The 18,636-nt window shown below is 51.6% G+C and carries 21 protein-coding genes and 1 pseudogene; 11 read left to right on the forward strand and 11 right to left on the reverse strand.

What is annotated here, in order from left to right; translation table 11 throughout:
• The first annotated feature begins 53 nt into the window (after window positions 1-53).
• Window positions 54-698, forward strand: coding sequence for a hypothetical protein (locus ACLW56_RS09175; RefSeq protein ID WP_330983475.1), 645 nt, complete (start codon window positions 54-56; stop codon window positions 696-698).
• Window positions 699-938: 240 nt separating this feature from the next.
• Here the strand turns inward: ACLW56_RS09175 and ACLW56_RS09180 are convergent, their stop codons facing one another.
• The gene (locus ACLW56_RS09180) at window positions 939-1,691 is read right to left on the reverse strand and encodes an OB-fold protein (protein WP_330983476.1); all 753 of its coding nucleotides are present in this window, start codon (window positions 1,689-1,691) and stop codon (window positions 939-941) included.
• Window positions 1,692-1,787: 96 nt separating this feature from the next.
• Between ACLW56_RS09180 and ACLW56_RS09185 the strand changes: the two genes are divergently transcribed.
• The 4 genes from ACLW56_RS09185 to ACLW56_RS09200 all read left to right on the forward strand — a co-directional run bounded on the left by ACLW56_RS09185 (window position 1,788) and on the right by ACLW56_RS09200 (window position 4,584).
• Window positions 1,788-2,063 (forward strand): hypothetical protein, encoded by a 276-nt coding sequence (locus ACLW56_RS09185; RefSeq protein WP_330983477.1) that lies wholly within the window; start codon window positions 1,788-1,790, stop codon window positions 2,061-2,063.
• Between the two features lie 135 nt (window positions 2,064-2,198).
• Entirely contained in the window at window positions 2,199-2,660 is a 462-nt protein-coding gene (locus tag ACLW56_RS09190; RefSeq protein ID WP_330983478.1) for a hypothetical protein, read from the forward strand.
• 12 nt (window positions 2,661-2,672) lie between these two features.
• A complete protein-coding gene (locus ACLW56_RS09195; RefSeq protein WP_330983479.1) occupies window positions 2,673-4,340 on the forward strand; it encodes an S-type pyocin domain-containing protein in 1,668 nt (555 codons plus the stop codon).
• Entirely contained in the window at window positions 4,333-4,584 is a 252-nt protein-coding gene (locus tag ACLW56_RS09200; protein ID WP_330983480.1) for a bacteriocin immunity protein, read from the forward strand. The genes ACLW56_RS09195 and ACLW56_RS09200 overlap by 8 nt, the downstream gene beginning before the upstream one ends.
• A gap of 95 nt (window positions 4,585-4,679) precedes the next feature.
• On the opposite strand, the pseudogene ACLW56_RS09205 reads toward ACLW56_RS09200, so the two are convergent.
• Window positions 4,680-4,760, reverse strand: a pseudogene (locus tag ACLW56_RS09205) (hypothetical protein); the annotation flags it as partial.
• A gap of 148 nt (window positions 4,761-4,908) precedes the next feature.
• Between ACLW56_RS09205 and ampC the strand changes: the two are divergent.
• Window positions 4,909-6,075: a class C beta-lactamase gene (ampC, locus tag ACLW56_RS09210; protein ID WP_330983481.1), complete on the forward strand. Its 1,167-nt coding sequence runs from the start codon at window positions 4,909-4,911 to the stop codon at window positions 6,073-6,075.
• A gap of 31 nt (window positions 6,076-6,106) precedes the next feature.
• Here the strand turns inward: ampC and ACLW56_RS09215 are convergent, their stop codons facing one another.
• Window positions 6,107-6,337, reverse strand: a complete 231-nt coding sequence (locus ACLW56_RS09215) for a DUF2554 family protein (RefSeq protein WP_330983482.1) — start codon at window positions 6,335-6,337, stop codon at window positions 6,107-6,109.
• Between the two features lie 247 nt (window positions 6,338-6,584).
• Between ACLW56_RS09215 and ACLW56_RS09220 the strand changes: the two genes are divergently transcribed.
• On the forward strand, window positions 6,585-6,968 hold the full coding sequence (locus tag ACLW56_RS09220; protein ID WP_330983483.1) for a biofilm formation regulator BssR: 384 nt from the start codon (window positions 6,585-6,587) through the stop codon (window positions 6,966-6,968).
• A 472-nt stretch (window positions 6,969-7,440) separates the two neighbouring features.
• Here the strand turns inward: ACLW56_RS09220 and ACLW56_RS09225 are convergent, their stop codons facing one another.
• Complete coding sequence (locus ACLW56_RS09225) at window positions 7,441-8,244, reverse strand: hypothetical protein (RefSeq protein ID WP_330983484.1); 804 nt, start codon at window positions 8,242-8,244, stop codon at window positions 7,441-7,443.
• Window positions 8,245-8,484: 240 nt separating this feature from the next.
• On the opposite strand from ACLW56_RS09225, the gene ACLW56_RS09230 reads away from it, so the two are divergent.
• The gene (locus ACLW56_RS09230; protein ID WP_330983485.1) at window positions 8,485-9,597 is read left to right on the forward strand and encodes a PQQ-dependent sugar dehydrogenase; all 1,113 of its coding nucleotides are present in this window, start codon (window positions 8,485-8,487) and stop codon (window positions 9,595-9,597) included.
• A 2-nt stretch (window positions 9,598-9,599) separates the two neighbouring features.
• Here ACLW56_RS09230 and ACLW56_RS09235 read toward each other — a convergent pair whose 3' ends face one another.
• On the reverse strand, window positions 9,600-10,226 hold the full coding sequence (locus ACLW56_RS09235) for a glutathione S-transferase family protein (RefSeq protein WP_330983486.1): 627 nt from the start codon (window positions 10,224-10,226) through the stop codon (window positions 9,600-9,602).
• Between the two features lie 241 nt (window positions 10,227-10,467).
• Here ACLW56_RS09235 and dacC point away from each other — a divergent pair, with 241 nt between their 5' ends.
• Window positions 10,468-11,676 (forward strand): serine-type D-Ala-D-Ala carboxypeptidase, encoded by a 1,209-nt coding sequence (dacC, locus tag ACLW56_RS09240; protein WP_330983487.1) that lies wholly within the window; start codon window positions 10,468-10,470, stop codon window positions 11,674-11,676.
• A gap of 99 nt (window positions 11,677-11,775) precedes the next feature.
• On the opposite strand, the gene deoR is transcribed toward dacC, so the two are convergent.
• Together deoR and ybjG are read right to left on the reverse strand one after the other, a co-directional pair.
• The gene (deoR, locus tag ACLW56_RS09245) at window positions 11,776-12,537 is read right to left on the reverse strand and encodes a DNA-binding transcriptional repressor DeoR (protein ID WP_330983488.1); all 762 of its coding nucleotides are present in this window, start codon (window positions 12,535-12,537) and stop codon (window positions 11,776-11,778) included.
• Window positions 12,538-12,611: 74 nt separating this feature from the next.
• Window positions 12,612-13,220, reverse strand: coding sequence for an undecaprenyl-diphosphate phosphatase (gene ybjG / locus ACLW56_RS09250; protein WP_330983489.1), 609 nt, complete (start codon window positions 13,218-13,220; stop codon window positions 12,612-12,614).
• 274 nt (window positions 13,221-13,494) lie between these two features.
• Here ybjG and ACLW56_RS09255 point away from each other — a divergent pair, with 274 nt between their 5' ends.
• The gene (locus ACLW56_RS09255) at window positions 13,495-14,724 is read left to right on the forward strand and encodes an MFS transporter (protein ID WP_330983490.1); all 1,230 of its coding nucleotides are present in this window, start codon (window positions 13,495-13,497) and stop codon (window positions 14,722-14,724) included.
• A gap of 130 nt (window positions 14,725-14,854) precedes the next feature.
• Here the strand turns inward: ACLW56_RS09255 and ACLW56_RS09260 are convergent, their stop codons facing one another.
• Entirely contained in the window at window positions 14,855-15,670 is an 816-nt protein-coding gene (locus tag ACLW56_RS09260; RefSeq protein WP_330983491.1) for a Cof-type HAD-IIB family hydrolase, read from the reverse strand.
• Window positions 15,667-16,872, reverse strand: coding sequence for an MFS transporter (locus ACLW56_RS09265; RefSeq protein ID WP_330983492.1), 1,206 nt, complete (start codon window positions 16,870-16,872; stop codon window positions 15,667-15,669). The genes ACLW56_RS09260 and ACLW56_RS09265 overlap by 4 nt, the downstream gene beginning before the upstream one ends.
• An 84-nt stretch (window positions 16,873-16,956) precedes the next feature.
• Here ACLW56_RS09265 and ACLW56_RS09270 point away from each other — a divergent pair, with 84 nt between their 5' ends.
• Window positions 16,957-17,499, forward strand: a complete 543-nt coding sequence (locus ACLW56_RS09270) for a TetR/AcrR family transcriptional regulator (RefSeq protein ID WP_330983493.1) — start codon at window positions 16,957-16,959, stop codon at window positions 17,497-17,499.
• Window positions 17,500-17,656: 157 nt separating this feature from the next.
• On the opposite strand, the gene ACLW56_RS09275 is transcribed toward ACLW56_RS09270, so the two are convergent.
• Both ACLW56_RS09275 and ACLW56_RS09280 read right to left on the reverse strand, forming a co-directional pair.
• Complete coding sequence (locus tag ACLW56_RS09275) at window positions 17,657-17,992, reverse strand: hypothetical protein (RefSeq protein ID WP_330983494.1); 336 nt, start codon at window positions 17,990-17,992, stop codon at window positions 17,657-17,659.
• Entirely contained in the window at window positions 17,985-18,335 is a 351-nt protein-coding gene (locus tag ACLW56_RS09280; protein WP_330983495.1) for a hypothetical protein, read from the reverse strand. Before ACLW56_RS09280 ends, ACLW56_RS09275 begins: the two co-directional genes overlap by 8 nt.
• Window positions 18,336-18,636: the final 301 nt, after the last annotated feature.

The following is an 18,636-nucleotide window of genomic DNA, read 5'->3' on the forward strand; positions in this document are numbered from 1 at the left end:
AAGCTTGCGTGATAGCATGTACCTGCCACGCTGAACTGAGGTGTATCACATCAATGAACAATCCCCACCGTTTTATGAGCGGCGATGAAGATAAGACTGAAGAAATAATCAACACCGTTCTTCGCTTCGGAATAAAGGAAGAAATGCTTACCAGAATTAGCGGGCTGATGATTTTGCAGCTTTACGGTTCTTTCATGTCCAGAAGCGAAAACCCGTTCATTATCGTTGATGAAATTTCTTGCCTGGAGGGTAATCCCTTACGAGGTGAAAGCAGAACTAAACCGCCGACAATGTTCAACCGGAAACCTTATCTTCGGGGACTATGGCACAAGCACTATCATGGTGCAGGTGTAGACGTCATGGCCCAGAATTTAAAAATCGCTCTGAAAAATTACGGTTTGCCGCGATTAGAAGCCGAAGTCGAAAAAGTCATGAAATCAGGTGAAGATCGATACTTCACTGCTGAAGATGCAGCCCTGATCGCCCATGAGGCTGTAAGGGAGAATTGGTTGCGGCGTGCCAACGAACAAAAAATCACAGGGCATTGGATTGTTTATGCCATCCATGACGGTAAAAATTACTATCTAAGCCTTGGTCGGCATACCGATGATGAGGCGGAACTTCGACGGCAGATCGAAACCGCATGTCTGCACCAGTTTCCCTTTTTGTCAGAAATACTCTGTCCGATCACGATTTGACTTCTAATGTAGTCACTACAACTCCAACTACTCCCACGGATATTTGGTAAAGTTTCGGAGCAACTATTACGAGCGGAGGAAGTCCGCTAGGCCGTGCTGACAACGAGCCTGACCGATCAGACTCCGCGGCGCTGATATTTTTCTTCTGTGCTCAATTTCGGGAGGGGGTACTTCTGGAATATTTGCGGCGGGGGGTTGGGTAAATCGCCGGGAATTTTACCCGGCAGACGGTATGACGTACTAATTAAACGTGCAGTTGCCACCAGACGGCACACCGATGAATAACTGCATCTTTTCGCAAGTCACGGTGATCTTCTGCCCCTTCTTCAGCTTTGATGCCTGCGCCTTTTCTGAATCAGCCATACTCAGACTGACAGGCATGAATCGATTACCGCTCTCAAAACGAAGAATAACGTCATTCGTGAAATTTTTGGTTATGTCCTGAACAATTCCCGTCACCTCCACCTTGCGACCTCCAATCTTGTCATCGGCAGCGACTTCATTTTCATCGTACAGCGCTGCCAAATCTTTTGCCGTCGTCCGATACACGCTTTCGTCAGATGTGGCCCTCTTTGGTTTTGCTGTGTCTGCTTGCGGCTGCGCTGAAGATATTAGTCCAGCAAGTACTATTTCTCTGAAATCCTTTTGTAACAGGGCATAGGCAGCGAAACCGCCACAGCTATCAATGGCGATCTTATCTTTTGTTATCAACCGTCCTTTAGCTTTGAGCGCCTGACCAGCGCCAATGCCATCTATCACTGAATTGTAAACTGTGTAGTAACTCGGAGTATCTTTCTTCATCCCCTGCGTTGCCAGCTTAATCAGCGCATCCCCAGAACCTCCTTTCAGCGTCTGCTCACAACCGGCAGTAATCAGCGTTTTTACATAAGCCGCCAGATATTGGGGATATGGCTGGACTTCGCTTGACGGAGCGCCACCAGCGATTGAAGCAAACGAAGCGAGCACCAAAGGTAACGCTATGACTTTTCTCATTTTCACTTTTCCGTATGTAGTTTCCTTGGTGATTTATAATAGATTTAACCGATCGAAATAAATTGTATCTATCGTTTTTACAGATCAATAATTGAGATGTATCCTACATTCGCCGCTTGCAAGAAAGCGGCAGAAATCAACTTCAATGGAGGTTTAGAAATGGTAAGAAATGTGCTGTTGATGGGGATTATTTTTGCTGCGTTTAGTGTCAGCGCCGGGCGTATCACACTCAATAATCCAGAGTCGCAACCTTTGCCCAAGGGGGAGCTTCTTTGCATTTACACAAGCAGCGCCGCAGGCACGTTTACCTTCATTACGAAATCGAAAAAATGTCCGGCGGTCAAAACCTTCAGAACTTCGCAATCTGAATGAGTTGCACCAATGTATTCACGTAATGAATAATTTGAAATGCAGTTTCATTTTCTGGAAAAACCATTTCCTGTGAAAGGCCATTATTTATACAATGGGATACTAATGAAGATAAATTCATAACAAGCAGAGGGACTTATGCAGCAATATACCAACGAGCTTACCGCCGAAATGCTGGCAGCCTTTGACCAGTCACCATTCACAGCCGAACAGCTCGCGGGAATGGATGAAGAAACCCGTAACCTGATCTCTGAAAGAAACGCCTACAATCTTGCCCATCCGGTTACAGCCGCTTATCTGGTTGCTACAGAAGGCAGCTTAACGCGCGATGGCGGAACGGTTTTCAGTGAATACAACGGGCAGCAGATTGAAAATGAGGGTGGTGTACTATTAAACGTTTCACTTGTGGGGGATGAAGTTCGTTATCCGGATGGTACTACCGCGAAGATTATCACCGGAGTAGGGAATACTTCAGGTGACTCTGCCGCTCTTGTCGGTAGCTCACTCGACAACGGCGACGAAATCATCAGTAGTGCGCAAGGAAGCGTCAGAAGAGCAGTCCGTGCCGGGGAAACGTTGCCTGCTGACTTTCTGAAATAAGGAGATTCAGCTATGGCATCAGTAAACAGAGGTTGCACTGTCCACGGTAAAAATGTTGGCCTGGACGGTGATAAAACCTCTTCAGGCTCACGATGCGTCGCTGCCCGCCCAGGCGATAGCGTAATGGGTAAGTGGAAACTCTACATTGGCGATAAGACAACTCCTTGCCCGAAGTGCGGGAAAGTCGGCGTCATTGTTACTGGAGACCACCGACAAACGAACAGCGCAGCTGTCGCCGTAGATGGCTCAATCATCCATTGCGGTTGCCCGGAAGGTTCAAACTTTCTGATTGCCCCCGGAACCGTGCAGATTAATGATCCCTTCGGTGTTTCGGAACCACCAGTAAACAAAGCCGCCGCCGCTGCGGCAGCCCTGAGTGCTCTACCCGTTTTTGCAAAATCCTGTCTGCGGGGAGATGGCTGCACTGACGCAGGGACCGATCAGGAATCTGTTGATAACTTCGGTCATGCTGGTTATTACCGTGCAACTCCTCAGGCAGATCAACCGGTGGAAGAACCTGTTCAGCACGCACAGGCAGCAAAGAAGCACAAAGCAGCCGAACCAACACCGCCACCGGAAGATAATCGCCCGTGGTATAAGCGCCTATTCAGTTCTCCGGACACAACCAAAGCCGCTGCGACAGCAGGAATGGCAACAGCAAGAGCCGTGACAACTACCGGGATCACGACCGGTGCAGCAACCGAAGCCGGATATGCGGCATTGCAGAAAATCGGCGGAAACTTTGCAACTGCTGGTCGCTGGATTGCCCCCAACCCCTCAACTGTTTTTCTTTTTGGTATGTTCTACTCGCCAAAGCTCAACAGCGGTGAGCAGGACTATATCGACAGGATGCGCCTTGAGCAGGCCGCCCGAAATAAAGACGATGTTCCAACCCGCGTTCGCTTTCGCTGGGAGGCTGACCAGTACGGCACCATGAGACCGAAAGGTTTCCACGTCAGCGCCAGAGGCGGGCAGGATAAAGTTCCGGTGCGTATGCTTCAGAAGAACACCACCACCGGAAATTACGAGTTTTGGGAGGATGGCGCAACCAAACCGACAATCGTCTGGACACCTGACGATCCGGGATATGCTTCACCTTCCAACACCGGCAATCAGGATAACGTCTACATTCCGCCAAACGTGCTTGTCTATCCGGAAAGTGAGATAAACAGTCCGTGGTCAACGGAAACACCCGCACCGGGAGAGCGCTCTTTCCGGGATTATATTCTGGTGCATCCAGCCGGAACATTTGATCCAATTTATGTTTATCTTCGCAACCTGCCGGGGCAAGTTACAGGCAAAGGCCAGAAGGTTACAGGCACATGGTTAGCCGATGCGGGTAAGGGGAATGGCTCTCCGATCCCATCGCAGATCGCCGATAAACTGCGTGGGCGTACATTCTCCAACTTTGACGGCTTCAGGGAAGCATTCTGGCAAGAAGTGAGCAGAGACCCTGAACTTTCTAAACAGTTTATTCCAGCGAACGTTACACGAGCAGCAAATGGCAGAGCCCCTCGCGCCAGATTTGCAGATACTGTAGGGAAACGACGGTCTTTTGAAATTCACCATTTAACCCCGATTAGTCAGGGGGGCGAAGTTTATAATGTCGATAACATGGGCGTCATGACACCCAAGCATCACATTGGTACACACTCAGGCAGAGGAAATAGCAGTGAGTAAATTGCTCAGTGATTATACAAAAACCGATTTTATCAGTCTTGTTGCTGAAATCATTAGTGATCGAGGTACTGAAGAGCACCAAGATAATCTCTTGGAATTGTTCATCCAACTGATAGAGCATCCTGAAGGTTCAGACTTGATTTACTATCCCGAATCAGCAGCGGAGGCAACCCCTGAAGCTATCGCTGATAAAGTTCAGGAATGGCGCAAAGCCAATGGTAAGCCGGGTTTTCGTGAAGAATGAGCCTGCGATACTAAGCATTAAATGTTGATTAAAAGCGCCGGGTTTTTATCCCGGCGTTTTTGCGCCTGGTTCAGTAATACCGGAGTTTAGAACAAAGTTAGCAATGTATTATTTTTGACTTTTGGGCAGCCCAAAGAGACAAAGCCGATTTTCGGCTGCTGCATAACATTGCTCATAGATTAAAAAGTGTTCGATTTTGGGAATGGTCAGGGCGGAGATTCTACAGAGGTTGGGGGGAAATTTGTACTGGAGAATTGCGCTCAGCACGCCTTTTCGGCTTAATGGCGCGGGACACCCCTCAGGTTTCGTTCATCAGGAGGAAGAATGACAACGAAAAAGCATCATCATCGCGTGAGTAAACCGATTCTGCTGGCTGCGGCGCTGTTTGCCACACCGCTTCTGGCGACAGCTTCAACCCCGGCATCTCTGCAAAAAATCGTCGATGAGACTGTTCAGCCGTTGCTGAAAGAGCAGCACATCCCAGGTATGGCGGTGGCGGTGATTTATGAAGGCAAGCCGTACTTTTTCCACTACGGTCTGGCGGATATCAAAGCCAAACGTCCTGTTACTGACGACACACTGTTCGAGCTGGGCTCTGTGAGCAAAACGTTCACCGGCACGGCGGGCGGGTACGCGGTGCAGAGCGAAAAAGCCAATCTGAACGACGCGGCGGCGGATTACAGTAAGCAATTGACCGGTGCGCAATGGCGCAACATCTCGCTGCTGCAACTCGCCACTTATACTGCGGGCGGTCTGCCGTTGCAGCTTCCTGACGATGTAACCGATGAATCGTCGCTGTGGCGCTATTACAACGGCTGGCAACCTGAGTGGAAGCCAGGCACAAAACGTAACTACTCCAACGCCAGCATCGGTTTGTTTGGTGCACTGGCAGTCAGCAAAAGCGGGCTCAGCTTTGAGCAATTCATGCAGCAACACGTTTTCCAGCCGCTGAAGCTCAATCACACCTGGATTACCGTGCCTGAAAGCGAGCAGGGAAATTACGCCTGGGGTTATCGTAACGGCGAACCCGTACGCGTCACGCCGGGGATGCTGGATGCCGAAGCTTATGGGGTGAAAACCACCATCAAAGATATGGCGGCGTTTATGCAGGCCAACATCGCACCGCAGCAGCTGCCAGCCAGCGACGAGACGCTGAAAAAAGCCATCGGCACGGCGCAGCAGGGTTACTACAAGATTGGCGATATGTATCAGGGCTTAGGCTGGGAAATGTATCCGTGGCCGATCAACCCTCAACAGGTGATCACCGCCAGCGGCAAACTGCTGGAGGTGGGGGCGGCAGAACGGCAAACGCCTGCTCGTCCTGCTACCCCGGCAAGCTGGCTACACAAAACCGGCAGCACCAATGGCTTCGGGGCTTACATCGCGTTTGTCCCAGAGAAAAAACTCGGTATCGTGATGCTGGCGAACAAAAATTATCCTAACCCGGTGCGGGTGACTGCCGCCTGGCAAATCCTTCACGCCTTGCAGTAAGGCGTTTTCCTCCCCGAAAGGGGAGGCTGTTTTAGCGATAAATCACTTCCGGCTTACGGTCTTTAACGCTGTGATGATCCTCGCGTAATTCATCTGCGTCATCCCGGAAACGAGCCCGAATATCATCGCTGTCGGCACTGTGGCGCATCCAGTGATCGGCGTTCGGCACCTTGTAAAACTCATGTCCGTTATGATTCGCCATCAACTGCCCGGAGAACAGGGCACATAGCAGCAGAACCACAGATAAGCCTTTCTTGAACATTTTTGCACCGTCGGGTTGAGAAGACCGGCGCACTATACCAATCGTTTCTGTACGTGACTATTCAGTTTCCCAAACTAAGGCTCAACAAATGTTGATTTTTTGTACGCTGTAGTGACAGCCTGTTTGCCCTGCATCAGCAAAATTTGCACTTCGGTTAAAGATTGATGAAATATTGACCGCACGCATCATTGTGCACAAAAAATGACCATACTATACTTGTGACAATGGACGACACAGGAGGAAAGGTATGAACGTTGACAGACGATTCCGCCACCTGTTGAACAAGCTGGTGAATGCCCAAATCGATCTCGCGGCCTATCTGCAACTCAGACGCGCCAAGGGATACATGTCAGTCAGCGACAACGATCATCTGCGTGAAAACTGTTTCGACCTCTGTGGCGAGCTGCGCGAGAACGCGGCAGCATTTTCGCCATCGCTAGCGCCTGCGCAAAGCGAGGCGCTGCATGCCGCCGGAGAAGCCTTAGCCTCTGCGGCAGTGTGCCTGATGAGCGGACATCATGACTGTCCCTCATTCATTGTGGTTAACCCAGATGCCCTGCAACGCTGTCTCGACACCTTAGCTGTAAACATTCAGGTGATAAATAAATCCGCGCCCATGGCGCACGCCTGACAACCGGGGGGAGAGGGCTCTCCCCCGTTCTGATTGCTACGCCTTATGGGATTGGGGTTGTTTCCGGCACCACATAAGTGTGCAGACCTTAAAAGCCTCTGAAAAAATAAACAAGCTGACATTAAGCCAGACCAGTGAGGAGGCCGTAAGGTGAAGTATGAGTGGAATGAATACCAGCGAACATTTTAAGGTAATAAACCTAAGGATCTCCTGTAATGAAATAAATAATAATGGTGCCGACGTGCCTCGCAGGAATAAGTTGGCTGAAAAAAACAGCGAGACCAAAGTCAAAATATCGCAGATAACAAGGATAGATATCCAAAACAAACCTGCTCCCTCAATACCAAACGAATCAATGGTCGATATAATCCCTTTTATATCTGAATAAATGGGGATTCGATTGTTAATAATGGAAAATATAAAATAAGATATCAGTGACATGACATCCATAATTCCCCAAAATCGAAGTATCTTACTTCTTAAATTCATAATCTTCATCACTTACTCCTGGAATCCATTGCCATGATGAACCAGAGACTGTCCATGCATCGTCGCTTTCCCTATATTTCTGATAAATTTTGCGTTCTTCGCCGTATCGACGAATGACGGAACGTGCCTCAATGATTCTTTTGTTATCAAAGGTAATATTATGTGGAAGTGGCGACCAGACCTGAGCTTTCTCTCTGGAGGTGTTAGCCAGATCCTGTCCATCAGAGAGGAAAATTCGCCCTTCATCCCCCATGCTTGTGGCCCGGTTTACCGCAAGTACACCTAAGTTTTTTAACCCGTGATAATCATTATCTTTCGTTTTCCAGTACCCTGGTCCATAGGTGAGCGTTTTGGGGCTAATGTCACTGTGGGTAGGGGGTGGGGCGCTTGTTCCTAATACTGTGTTTTTAAAATAACGGATCACGTTATCTGTGAAAATAGAATCATACAGGGTATCATTTACACAAAATAAATCACCTTCATGTGCGATAAAAAAGGGATACGTCTGGAAATCTCTTTTTTCTTGTGCAGTCATGATTAAATGGCCTGAGTTTAATAAATCCGATATTCTGCCGAGAACGCTTCTATAATATAAGCTCAAAGGAGGTGTTGTGTGCAGAGGCAGTTTTCTTTCAACTGAAAAACCCTCGATGGAGTTAGATGAGTAGAGTTTATCCTGAGTAATGATGTATTCATCCTGCAATACTGTTATGGCAATCATTGGGTTAATAATGTTTTCGTATTCTTTAGGGCTAAGTGTGGATTTTCGTAAGTCAAATAACTCCATGGCATAATGTCCTTGAATGGTTTGAAATTTGTGATAAGCGATGATTATATTTCTCTACATCGTGTTTTGACTCTTATATCGTTCAACACAGAATAATAATGTGTTCTGACGCAATATTTTTTCGTCCGAGAATCTGGAACTGCTTTTCCACTCACGTAGCAAGTTAAGGTTTTGTAAAAATCCCGCCTTACGCCCAACCTGCTGGCTACCCTTAACCCATTCGCTAAAAAGGAGACAGCCATGCCTCGTTTTGCTCTGAGTTTACTTCTGGGTTCATTGATTCTCTCGTCCGTTCTGCAAGCCGCAGAGGTTCAGGTTGAGGTCTTACAACGCAAGCTCGATCATCCCTGGTCGCTGGCTTTTCTGCCTGATAATCAAGGTCTGTTGATCACGCTGCGCGGGGGGCAGCTACGCCTGTGGCAACAAGGGAAAGGGCTGTCTGACCCGATTGTCGGTGTTCCGCGAGTGTGGGCGAATGGGCAGGGTGGGCTGCTGGATGTGGTGCTGGCTCCTGATTTCGCACAATCACGCCGTGTGTGGCTGAGCTATGCCGAAGTGGGCGATGACGGCAAAGCAGGCACCGCCGTGGGTTACGGCCGGTTGAGCGACGATCACAGCAGAATCGAGGCTTTTCAGGTAGTTTTCCGCCAAATGCCTAAGCTTTCGACCGGGAACCATTTCGGGGGGCGGCTGGTGTTTGACGGCAAGGGCTACCTGTATATCGGTTTGGGGGAAAATAACCAGCGGCCCACCGCGCAGGAGCTCGACAAACTGCAGGGCAAAGTTGTCCGCCTGACGCAAGACGGCAAGGTGCCAGCGGATAACCCCTTTGTCGGGCAGAAAGGCGCCAGACCTGAAATCTGGTCTTATGGCATCCGTAACCCGCAGGGCATGGCGATGAACCCGTGGAGCAATGTGCTGTGGCTTAATGAGCACGGGCCGAAAGGCGGGGATGAAATCAACATCCCGGAACGGGGGAAAAATTACGGCTGGCCGTTGGCCACCCATGGCGTGAACTACAGCGGTTTACCCATTCCGGAAGCGAAGGGCAAAACGGTGGCGGGCACTGAAGCGCCGCTGTTTTTCTGGAAACAGTCACCCGCAGTGAGCGGAATGGCGTTCTATAACAACGCGAAGTTTCCACAATGGCAGCACAAGCTGTTTGTCGGTGCGTTGAAGGACCAGGACGTGATTGTTCTGAACGTTGACGGCAATAAAGTGACCGAACAGGAACGCATTCTGGGTGACAGGAAGCAGCGGATACGCGACGTGCGTGTTGGACCCGACGGTTATCTCTATGTCTTGACCGACGAGTCCGATGGCGAGTTACTGAAAGTCAGCCCGGCGTCCTGAGATCAGGTGACCGGGATCATCACCACGTTTTGATAAGCCGGACGGCGTGACAGCTGCTGATACCAGCGCTGTAAGTTCGGATGTGGCTGCCAGGTTTTGACCGTTTCGAACAGGTTGTAGATGAACGGAGCGACGGCGATGTCACCCGGGCCAAACTCGTCGCCGGAGAGCCACTGACGGTCAGCAAGTTCAGCATCAAGGATCGCCAGCAGTTTTTCACACTGCACAATCCCGGCGTCTATCGCTGCCTGATCGCGTTGTTCAGGTGGCGTTCTGACCAGCCCCATCAAAATGACGCGGTGCGCCGGGGAAAGGCTGCCATTGGCCCAGTCCATCCACTTCTCACCCTGCGCACGAATAACCGGATTATCCTGCCACAGGCGTTTTTGCCCGTACTGTGCAGCCAGATAACGGACGATAGTATTCGATTCCCAAAGCGTTATCCCGGCTTCGTCATCATGCAGAAGGGGCACCAGCCCGTTGGGGTTTTTGGCGAGGTATTCAGGGTCGTGATTGAGGCCAAATTCCAGCCCGGCGAGGATCTGGTCGTAAGGAAGGTCGAGCTCTTCCAGCGTCCAGCGTACTTTTTTGACATTCGTTGAGTTGTTTCTGCCCCACAGCGTAATCATGAGATCTCCACTAAACAGCGCATCAATGAAGTCGCCATGGTGAAATAAAATCAACCCAGGCACAACCACGATCAAAAAAATTGCCCGGATTTCAGCACAACCCGCCGTTCTTGCGTAAACTTTAAAAACTTTACCAACGCATTGTTTCTTTAAGATCATTTCTGCGCTATTACTCACCGCCAGTTGTTGCACGGCTTCGGTGACGTAGCGTGTATTTGGAATGGATACTTGGGTGGCTTTTATGACGCGTACTGTAGTTTCTCCCCGCGGCCTGGCGGCAGGCTCTCTGATTTTACTTCTCCTGGCCCCTGCCGTGCAGGCGGCAGACGCTGTTCAACAACCCGGCGCGCCAACCGTCGATGCCAAAGCGTGGATCCTGATGGATTACGCCAGCGGCAAAGTGCTGAGTGAAGGCAACGCTGACGAAAAGCTCGACCCGGCAAGCCTGACCAAAATCATGACCAGCTACGTGGTCGGCCAGGCTATCAAAGCAAACAAAATCAAACTGACCGATATGGTCACCGTGGGTAAAGATGCCTGGGCGACAGGAAACCCGGCGCTGCGTGGCTCTTCAGTGATGTTCCTGAAGCCAGGCGATCAGGTCTCCGTTGAAAACCTCAACAAAGGGGTGATCATTCAGTCCGGGAACGATGCCTGTATCGCGCTGGCCGATTACGTCGCGGGCAGTCAGGACTCCTTCATTAGCCTGATGAACGGCTATTCGCAGAAACTGGGTCTGACCAACACCACCTTTAAAACCGTCCACGGGCTGGATGCACCAGGCCAGTTCAGTACAGCACGCGATATGGCGCTGCTGACCAAAGCGATGATCCACGACGTGCCGGATGAGTATGCCATCCACAAAGAGAAAGAATTCACGTTCAACAACATCAAACAGCCGAACCGTAACCGTCTGCTGTGGAACACCAGCCTCGGCGCGGACGGGGTTAAAACCGGCACCACCGCAGGCGCGGGCTATAACCTGGTGTCTTCTGCACAACAGGGCGACATGCGTTTGATTGCCGTGGTATTAGGCACCAAAACCGACCGTATTCGTTTTAATGAATCCGAAAAACTGCTGACCTGGGGCTTCCGTTTCTATGAAACCGTCACCCCAATCAAGCCCGATGCGACGTTTGTGGAGCAGCGCGTGTGGTACGGCGACAGCAGCCAGGCCAAACTCGGGGCAGGCGAAGCCGGTTCCATCACCCTGCCACGCGGCCAGTTGAAAAACCTCAAGGCCAGCTTCACGCTGAACGAGCCGCAGCTGACGGCTCCGCTGGCGAAAGGGCAGGTGGTCGGGACCATCGATTTTAAACTGAACGACAAGACCATTGAGCAGCGTCCGCTGATTGTCATGGAAGCGGTGAACGAAGGCGGGTTCTTTAACCGAATGATGGATTTCGTGCTGATGAAATTCCACCAGTGGTTCGGGAGCTGGTTCTCTTAACTGAGCGACAATTTTTTGCCCGGCGGCGCTGTGCTTGCCGGGCCTACGCGGTGTTTGTAGGCTGGGTCAGCGCAGCGCCACCCGGCTGTTTCACAGCTCTCAATCAAACAGCAGCTTAATGCCACGCTGTTTCGCCAGTGCCGTCACCTCGTCATCCGGACGGCGGTCGCTGGCAATCACGTCAAAACAACTCAGCTCACCCATTCGCGCCGGGCGCACTTTGCCAAACTTGCTGTGATCAACCACCAGCACGTGCTTCTGCGCACTTTTCAACGCCCAGTGTTTCACCGGCAGCTCATCCAGGTTAAAACAGGTGGCACCGTGCTGAACATGCACGCCAGCAGCGGAGTAATAGGCAATATCAGGGCACAGATGGCTCAGCGTATCTTCAGGGCTTAACGGTTTGAAGATGGCGTTGCTGGCGTGGAATTCGCCGCCGCATAAAATCACCCGACACTGTGGCTTTTCTTGCAGAGAGAGAAAGGTATTCAGGGAATAGCAAACCCCGGTAAAAGGGAGTTCATTATCGATGGCATCAATGATCCACGGCGTGGTCGTGCCGCAGTCAAAAAACGCCATTTGATGGGCTTTCAGCAGTTGGGCTGCGTGGCGCGCGGCCTGGCGCTTTTCATCCACCAGACGGGTTTTCTGGTCGCTCAGCAGATAGTGGCTGGCGCTGCGGGGTTCCAGCACCACATAACCGCCCAGTAACACCACCGGGCCGCTATGCTGGGTCAGGTCGCGACGAATGGTCATTTCCGACACGCCCAGCAACGTGGACGCCTCTTTCAGATGCAGCTTATCGCTACGCTTCAGTGCCTGAATAAGCTGGCTGATACGAACGTCGCGGCGCGTTTCCATAAAACCCCTGTGTCCCGAAATGCCCCCTGCATCAGGCAGAGGGTCAGGCGACGATTTTACCTGTGCGTTACCGCTTAGTCACGCACCCAGCCTTTACGAATCGGCAGTGAAAAGCAAAAACGATAGAGTGCGCGTAAACGCTGATAGAGTGCGTCACCCAATGTGTTCCACATCACTTGTGCCGCCAGGCAGCCGCTAAGGCCGGACAGGAAGCCGCCCACCATATCCAGCGGCCAGTGCACGCCAAGATAGACGCGAGACCAGGCAATCGCGCAGCCGATAACCAGCATCAGCACGCCAGACCACAGGCGATGCCAGAACAAAAATGCTAAGGCAAAAGTGAAAATGACGGTGCCATGATCGCTTGGGAAAGAGTCATCTGCGGCGTGATGCAGGAAGTTATAGCCCACTCCGTCAACAAACGGACGATCGTGCGGATAAACATGCCCAATCACCCAGGAGAGCAGCAGGCTGGTGCCGATGGCCATCGCAATCTTGATAACCAGTTTACGCTGCGCGCTCACCTGAGCACGCGGGCCCCAAAGCCACAGAATAGCGGCCAGCAGCGGTACGATGGAGATCAAATCCTTAGCGATAAAAATCGCCAGTGAAATCATCCACTGCGGTGAGGCAGGCGTGGCGTTAATCCAGTAAAACAGCGAGTAATTCAAATTTTCCAGCATAGCTTGCGGACTCTTACAGTTTGATGACGCTCATTACCTTAAAAATCGAAGCCGGGATGGTAAAGGGAGACTGTCTTAATTGTCCGGCGGTTAGGGTGTCCTGCAGAACGAGTCTGCCTGACGCTGTATAAACGCGGACTATATGAGGCAAAACTTAAGTGAAGCTTAATCACGTAAAATCGTGCTGTAACAGAGTGTTTCGCGCACTTTTTGCTATCGTCGTTTTGTCTCATTCATTACACTTCTCGCGATATTTTCATCGTTAAGAGATTTTATGCTCAACCACTCACTTTCTGGCAAACGCCTCAGTCGTCAGGCGTTACTTTTCCCGCTTTGTCTGGTGCTGTACGAATTTTCCACTTACATCGGTAATGACATGATCCAACCGGGCATGTTGACGGTGGTGGAACAATTCCAGGCCGGCACCGAATGGGTGCCAACCTCAATGACTGCCTATCTCGCGGGCGGGATGTTTTTACAGTGGCTGCTGGGGCCGCTGTCGGACCGTATTGGCCGTCGCCCGGTGATGCTGACCGGCGTGGTGTGGTTCATCATCACCTGCCTGGCGACGTTGCTGGCGCAAAACATCGAACAGTTCACTATCCTGCGTTTTTTGCAGGGCATCAGCCTGTGCTTCATTGGTGCGGTCGGCTATGCCGCGATTCAGGAATCGTTTGAGGAAGCAGTGTGTATCAAAATCACTGCGTTGATGGCGAACGTGGCGTTGATTGCACCGCTGCTTGGCCCGCTGGTGGGTGCGGCGTGGGTGCATTTTGCACCCTGGGAAACCATGTTTGTGCTCTTCGCGGCGCTGGCGCTGATTTCCTTCTTTGGCCTGCAACGGGCGATGCCAGAGACGGCAACGCGCCTTGGCGAGAAGCTGTCTGTCAAAGCGCTGGGGAAAGATTACGGCCTGGTGTTGAAAAACCTGCGTTTCGTTGCCGGAGCGCTGGCGACGGGCTTTGTCAGCCTGCCGCTGCTGGCGTGGATTGCTCAATCGCCAGTGATCATTATCAGCGGCGAACAGGCCAGCACTTATGAGTACGGTTTGTTGCAGGTGCCGATTTTCGGTGCGCTGATTGTTGGCAACGTCACCCTGGCAAAACTGACCTCACGTAAGACGGTGCGCTGGCTGATTATCGCGGGCGGCTGGCCAATTCTATTTGGCCTGATCCTCGCCGCGGCCGCCACGGTTGTCTCTTCTCACGCGTATTTGTGGATGACCGCCGGGCTGAGTTTCTACGCCTTCGGTATCGGCATTGCCAATGCAGGCCTGGTTCGCTTGACGCTGTTCGCCAGCGACATGAGCAAAGGCACCGTTTCAGCAGCAATGGGCATGTTACAGATGCTGATTTTCACCGTCGGCATTGAAGTGAGCAAACACGCCTGGCAGCACGGCGGCAACGGCTTGTTCAGTCTGTTTAACCTGGCAAATGGGGTTATCTGGCTGGCGCTGATTATCTACTTCCTGAAGGATAAATCGGTCGGCAGTTCGCAGCAGTGACGGGACATTGCCGGGCGGCACGTTGTTTGCCCGGCCTACAAACCCTACATAGCGTAGGCCGGATTTGTAGGCCGGATAAGCGATAGCGCCATCCGGCTTCGAAGCGCCATCCGGCATTAATCAGCGCACCTTATCCACAAAAAGGCGCTTCCCGATTTAAAATCTGATCGATAACCTGCAACACACCCTCCTCGTTATTGTGTGGCGCACGATGATTCGCCGCTTCAACCGCCGCTTCACAGGCATTCGCCATCGCAAAGCCAAAGCCCGCCTGACGTAACATTTCCAGATCGTTTCCGCTGTCGCCGAACGCCACTACTTCGCTGTCATCAATGCCCCAGCGTGCCTGCAACAGACGCAGACCATTGGCTTTGTGCACGCCAGGAATGATCAGGTCGATATTGCCGTGGCCGGTGGTGACTGCGGTCATCATGTCGCCCACGCCTTCATGCAGGGCTTTCTGGATTTCAGGCACTAAACGGTCGGGCAGATTCAGGCCAAACTTCAGGAAGGTATCGTCGATATTGTCGAAGGTATCGACCAGTTCCAGACGGTGGTAATACAGCGCCGCCATCGCTTTTAATTCGTCGTTGTAGTGTTTCAGGGTGTAGGCGCTGCGTTTCCCGCAGGCGATGATTTCGACATCCGGCAGGGTATGCAGAAAATCGACCACTTTGCTGAAATGCTCCGGGGAAAGCTCGCAGTTAAACACGTCTTCTCCGGCGTCTCGCACCCAGCCGCCATTTTCGGCGACGAAGGCAATCTCATGTGCAATCTCCGGGAAGAAGGAGATGAGTTGCCAGTACTGGTTGCCGCTGGCGACTACAAAACGAATGCCCTGGTCCTTTATCTTTTGATACTGAGCGAGAAAGCGCGCTCGGTTATAGCGCTTTTCGTCGCTGAGAAACGTTCCATCCATATCCACGGCAATCAGTTTGATGCTCATGAGGCACTCTCCGTTACAGGTTCAGATTCAGGTTTGGCGACCGCGCGGGCAACCAGTGCGGCGATAATCACCAGGCTCAGTACCGCCAGCATGGCGCTACGCAGGCCATAATGTTCGCCGAGGAAGCCTAGCAGCGGTGGGCCAACCAAAAATGCCAGGTAGCCAGTTGTTGCTACTACGCTGACGCGTGTTGGGGCATCCGGGCCGGTGTCGCTGGCGGCGGAAATGGTGAGAGGGAAGCCTAACGACGCGCCAAGTCCCCAGAGGATCACCGACACGCCAGCAATCCAGTCCACATCCACAAAGATAATTAATGCGATGCCCAGCGCACCCATAATGGCGCTGGCGCGGACGACCGCCACGCGGCTGTAGCGATCGATAAACCAGCCGCCGGTGAAGCGTCCTACCGTCATGCCCAGCGTGAAACCGGCGTAAATCAGTGAACCGGAAGTTGGGCTGAAACCGTGTCCATCCACCATCAGCAGCGGCAGCCAGTCGTTGGCTGAGCCTTCGGCAAACGCCATCGCCAGCACCACCACGCCAATCAGCATTAACTGACCATCGCGATAAAACGGCACGCCTTTCTCGTGGTGTTCGGCATTCTCCGACGAGTTTTTGCCTGTGCCTTCGGGAATGGCTTTGATGGCGATGATAATCGGTGCAATGCCGACCAGAGCCGCCAGCAGAATGTGGATCGTGGCGGACAGGCCAAAGGCGGTCAGCGCCATGCCGATGCCCGCACCGACCAGCGTGCCGAAGCTGTAAAAGCCGTGCATCATCGGCAGCACGGTTTTATTCATTTCACGCTCAACCGCCGCGCCTTCGACGTTAATCGCCACTTCAGCCGCGCCAAAACTGCCGCCAAACACCATCAGACCAAAGGCAAAGAAAACAGGCGAGGCGAGCCACAGCGCGAGACTAAGCATCACCATGCCGACCAGCGCACAAGACATGGTGGTGCGAATGACTTTGCGGGTGCCGAAGCGCTTAACCAGCCACGCCGAGCAGAGAATGCCGCTCATCGAACCAATCGACAGGCCGAACAAGACGATGCCCATGCCCGCGGTGTTAACAGACAGAATGTCACGAATGGCGGGCGTACGCGTGGCCCACGAAGCCATCAGCAGCCCCGGTAAAAAGAAGAACATAAAGAGGGCCCACATGCGCAACTGCAGGGCTCTGCGTGAAGAGTGCGACGTCATCCGTAAACAGCCTGTGAAAAAAGAGGGAGAGACAACACTAGCAAGGTTGTGTACATTTGTACACAAATCGCAGGAGGAAAAATTATGGCTCGCCGACCGAACGATCCGCAGCGCCGGGAGAGGATCCTGCAGGCCACGCTGGACACTATTACCCGTCACGGTATTCAGGCCGTCACGCACCGTAAAATTGCGGATTGCGCCGACGTGCCGCTGGGTTCAATGACTTATTATTTCAGCGGCATTGATGCCTTGCTGGAAGAGGCGTTTACAGGTTTCACCGATGAAATGCTGGTGCAGTATCAGGCCTTTTTTGCCGAGGTGAAGACGCTCGAACAAGCGTGCGATGCGATAACCGATCTCATCTTTAGCGCGCAGGTGACGACCACCCGCAATATGGAACTGATGTATCAACTGTATGCCTTCATCGGTTGCAAACCTGCGCTCAAGACAGTGATGCAAAACTGGATGCAGGGCAGCCAGAAGGTGCTGGAACAGTGGTTTGATCCGGCTACAGCTCGCGCGCTGGATGCGTTTATTGAGGGCATGACGCTGCATTTTGTCACCGACCGTAAACCGCTCAGCAGGGCAGAAATCCGCGAGATGGCTGGAAGGATAGCGGGGCTGTAAACGTGTTGAAACTTAAGGTTGTATCTAATCCTGGGGGCAGGTCAGGGAAGATCAAGTTACGCGAGGGGCGGCAGACAAAGAAAAACCCGCAAAGCCTTGGCTGGTACGGGTTTTATGGGAGGAAGCTAAATTCTGGCTACTGAAAAATTTGCAACACTCAGAACAGATATTTGCCAGCAGTAAGACTTAACGCTACTGCGGTAAAAATTGCGCCAATCATCCATTTTGTTTGACCGGATAGGGCTTTATGTAGCTCAACCTGAAGCGCCATCTGCTCCGTTTTGAACGTGTTGGAAAGCTCCATCAGATCGGATTTAGTGCTGAAATTTTCAGAGCGAGTTTTGAGTATTGCTAAATCTTGTTTGATTTCGCTCATGTTGGCCTCCAGCTTTTCGACTCTTTTTTCCAGATCCCCGGACATACCATCACCTCCGTTACCGTTTCTGCTGGTCCTGCGCCTTTCATCAATCTGATGTACGTTATTATCAGCCATTTGCGCTTTCCTTGCCTTCTTTTGTGTGCTGGTCAGATAACCATTTGTAAACCGTATTAGCAGAAAAAGTGATATTAAATCCGCATTTCTCACAATGAAGCAGGTAATAATAGTTCAATTTGTGTTCAGTGGGAATGACGGTATCATGCCTGAAAAGTGTAGCGTAGGCGACCTTGTTGTAAGGGCTAAGGAGGTCTTGCTTGATCGTCTCTGAAACAATGAACGTCCCGTTGCCACACATTGGACAGTTTGTTGTAACGGAATTTTTGTCCAGGAACCTGAAAAAGTCTTCTGTCGTCACTTCGTTAAAGTGATCGATTTCCATCTTGTTTGGCTCGCTCATCGCGTTGACTTCCTGTTGGCCAATAAAATCTGTGTGGTTATGAGGTTAACTCAGTTCATTCAAAGCACGAAGTAAATGATTAGAGTGATGAAAATACTCTTGAGATTAGAGCGAACAAACCGAATATCAATTATTAAAACGCTTTTAGCAGGATTGATCCTACCCACGTAATGTGGACACAGCCCTGAACGCTGGTCACGGGGGACACGAAACTGGCAGCGGCGAGAGAGTGTCACGCTCAATCCGGAGCGGGAAAAACAGGCGGCTTAAATCAAACTGGGGCGACAACTACCTTGACACT

The sequence above is a fragment of the Pantoea sp. sgz302252 genome, from assembly GCF_047713085.1.
Classification (GTDB): domain Bacteria; phylum Pseudomonadota; class Gammaproteobacteria; order Enterobacterales; family Enterobacteriaceae; genus Scandinavium.

What these genes read in the sequence shown, in the direction of transcription:
- ACLW56_RS09175 (WP_330983475.1), top strand. Translation starts at nt 54, where the DNA reads ATGAACAATCCCCACCGTTTTATGAGCGGCGATGAAGATAAGACTGAA.
- ACLW56_RS09180 (WP_330983476.1), bottom strand. Translation starts at nt 1,691, where the DNA reads ATGAGAAAAGTCATAGCGTTACCTTTGGTGCTCGCTTCGTTTGCTTCA.
- ACLW56_RS09185 (WP_330983477.1), top strand. Translation starts at nt 1,788, where the DNA reads ATGTATCCTACATTCGCCGCTTGCAAGAAAGCGGCAGAAATCAACTTC.
- ACLW56_RS09190 (WP_330983478.1), top strand. Translation starts at nt 2,199, where the DNA reads ATGCAGCAATATACCAACGAGCTTACCGCCGAAATGCTGGCAGCCTTT.
- ACLW56_RS09195 (WP_330983479.1), top strand. Translation starts at nt 2,673, where the DNA reads ATGGCATCAGTAAACAGAGGTTGCACTGTCCACGGTAAAAATGTTGGC.
- ampC (WP_330983481.1), top strand. Translation starts at nt 4,909, where the DNA reads ATGACAACGAAAAAGCATCATCATCGCGTGAGTAAACCGATTCTGCTG.
- ACLW56_RS09215 (WP_330983482.1), bottom strand. Translation starts at nt 6,337, where the DNA reads ATGTTCAAGAAAGGCTTATCTGTGGTTCTGCTGCTATGTGCCCTGTTC.
- ACLW56_RS09220 (WP_330983483.1), top strand. Translation starts at nt 6,585, where the DNA reads ATGAACGTTGACAGACGATTCCGCCACCTGTTGAACAAGCTGGTGAAT.
- ACLW56_RS09225 (WP_330983484.1), bottom strand. Translation starts at nt 8,244, where the DNA reads ATGGAGTTATTTGACTTACGAAAATCCACACTTAGCCCTAAAGAATAC.
- ACLW56_RS09230 (WP_330983485.1), top strand. Translation starts at nt 8,485, where the DNA reads ATGCCTCGTTTTGCTCTGAGTTTACTTCTGGGTTCATTGATTCTCTCG.
- ACLW56_RS09235 (WP_330983486.1), bottom strand. Translation starts at nt 10,226, where the DNA reads ATGATTACGCTGTGGGGCAGAAACAACTCAACGAATGTCAAAAAAGTA.
- dacC (WP_330983487.1), top strand. Translation starts at nt 10,468, where the DNA reads ATGACGCGTACTGTAGTTTCTCCCCGCGGCCTGGCGGCAGGCTCTCTG.
- deoR (WP_330983488.1), bottom strand. Translation starts at nt 12,537, where the DNA reads ATGGAAACGCGCCGCGACGTTCGTATCAGCCAGCTTATTCAGGCACTG.
- ybjG (WP_330983489.1), bottom strand. Translation starts at nt 13,220, where the DNA reads ATGCTGGAAAATTTGAATTACTCGCTGTTTTACTGGATTAACGCCACG.
- ACLW56_RS09255 (WP_330983490.1), top strand. Translation starts at nt 13,495, where the DNA reads ATGCTCAACCACTCACTTTCTGGCAAACGCCTCAGTCGTCAGGCGTTA.
- ACLW56_RS09260 (WP_330983491.1), bottom strand. Translation starts at nt 15,670, where the DNA reads ATGAGCATCAAACTGATTGCCGTGGATATGGATGGAACGTTTCTCAGC.
- ACLW56_RS09265 (WP_330983492.1), bottom strand. Translation starts at nt 16,872, where the DNA reads ATGACGTCGCACTCTTCACGCAGAGCCCTGCAGTTGCGCATGTGGGCC.
- ACLW56_RS09270 (WP_330983493.1), top strand. Translation starts at nt 16,957, where the DNA reads ATGGCTCGCCGACCGAACGATCCGCAGCGCCGGGAGAGGATCCTGCAG.
- ACLW56_RS09275 (WP_330983494.1), bottom strand. Translation starts at nt 17,992, where the DNA reads ATGGCTGATAATAACGTACATCAGATTGATGAAAGGCGCAGGACCAGC.
- ACLW56_RS09280 (WP_330983495.1), bottom strand. Translation starts at nt 18,335, where the DNA reads ATGAGCGAGCCAAACAAGATGGAAATCGATCACTTTAACGAAGTGACG.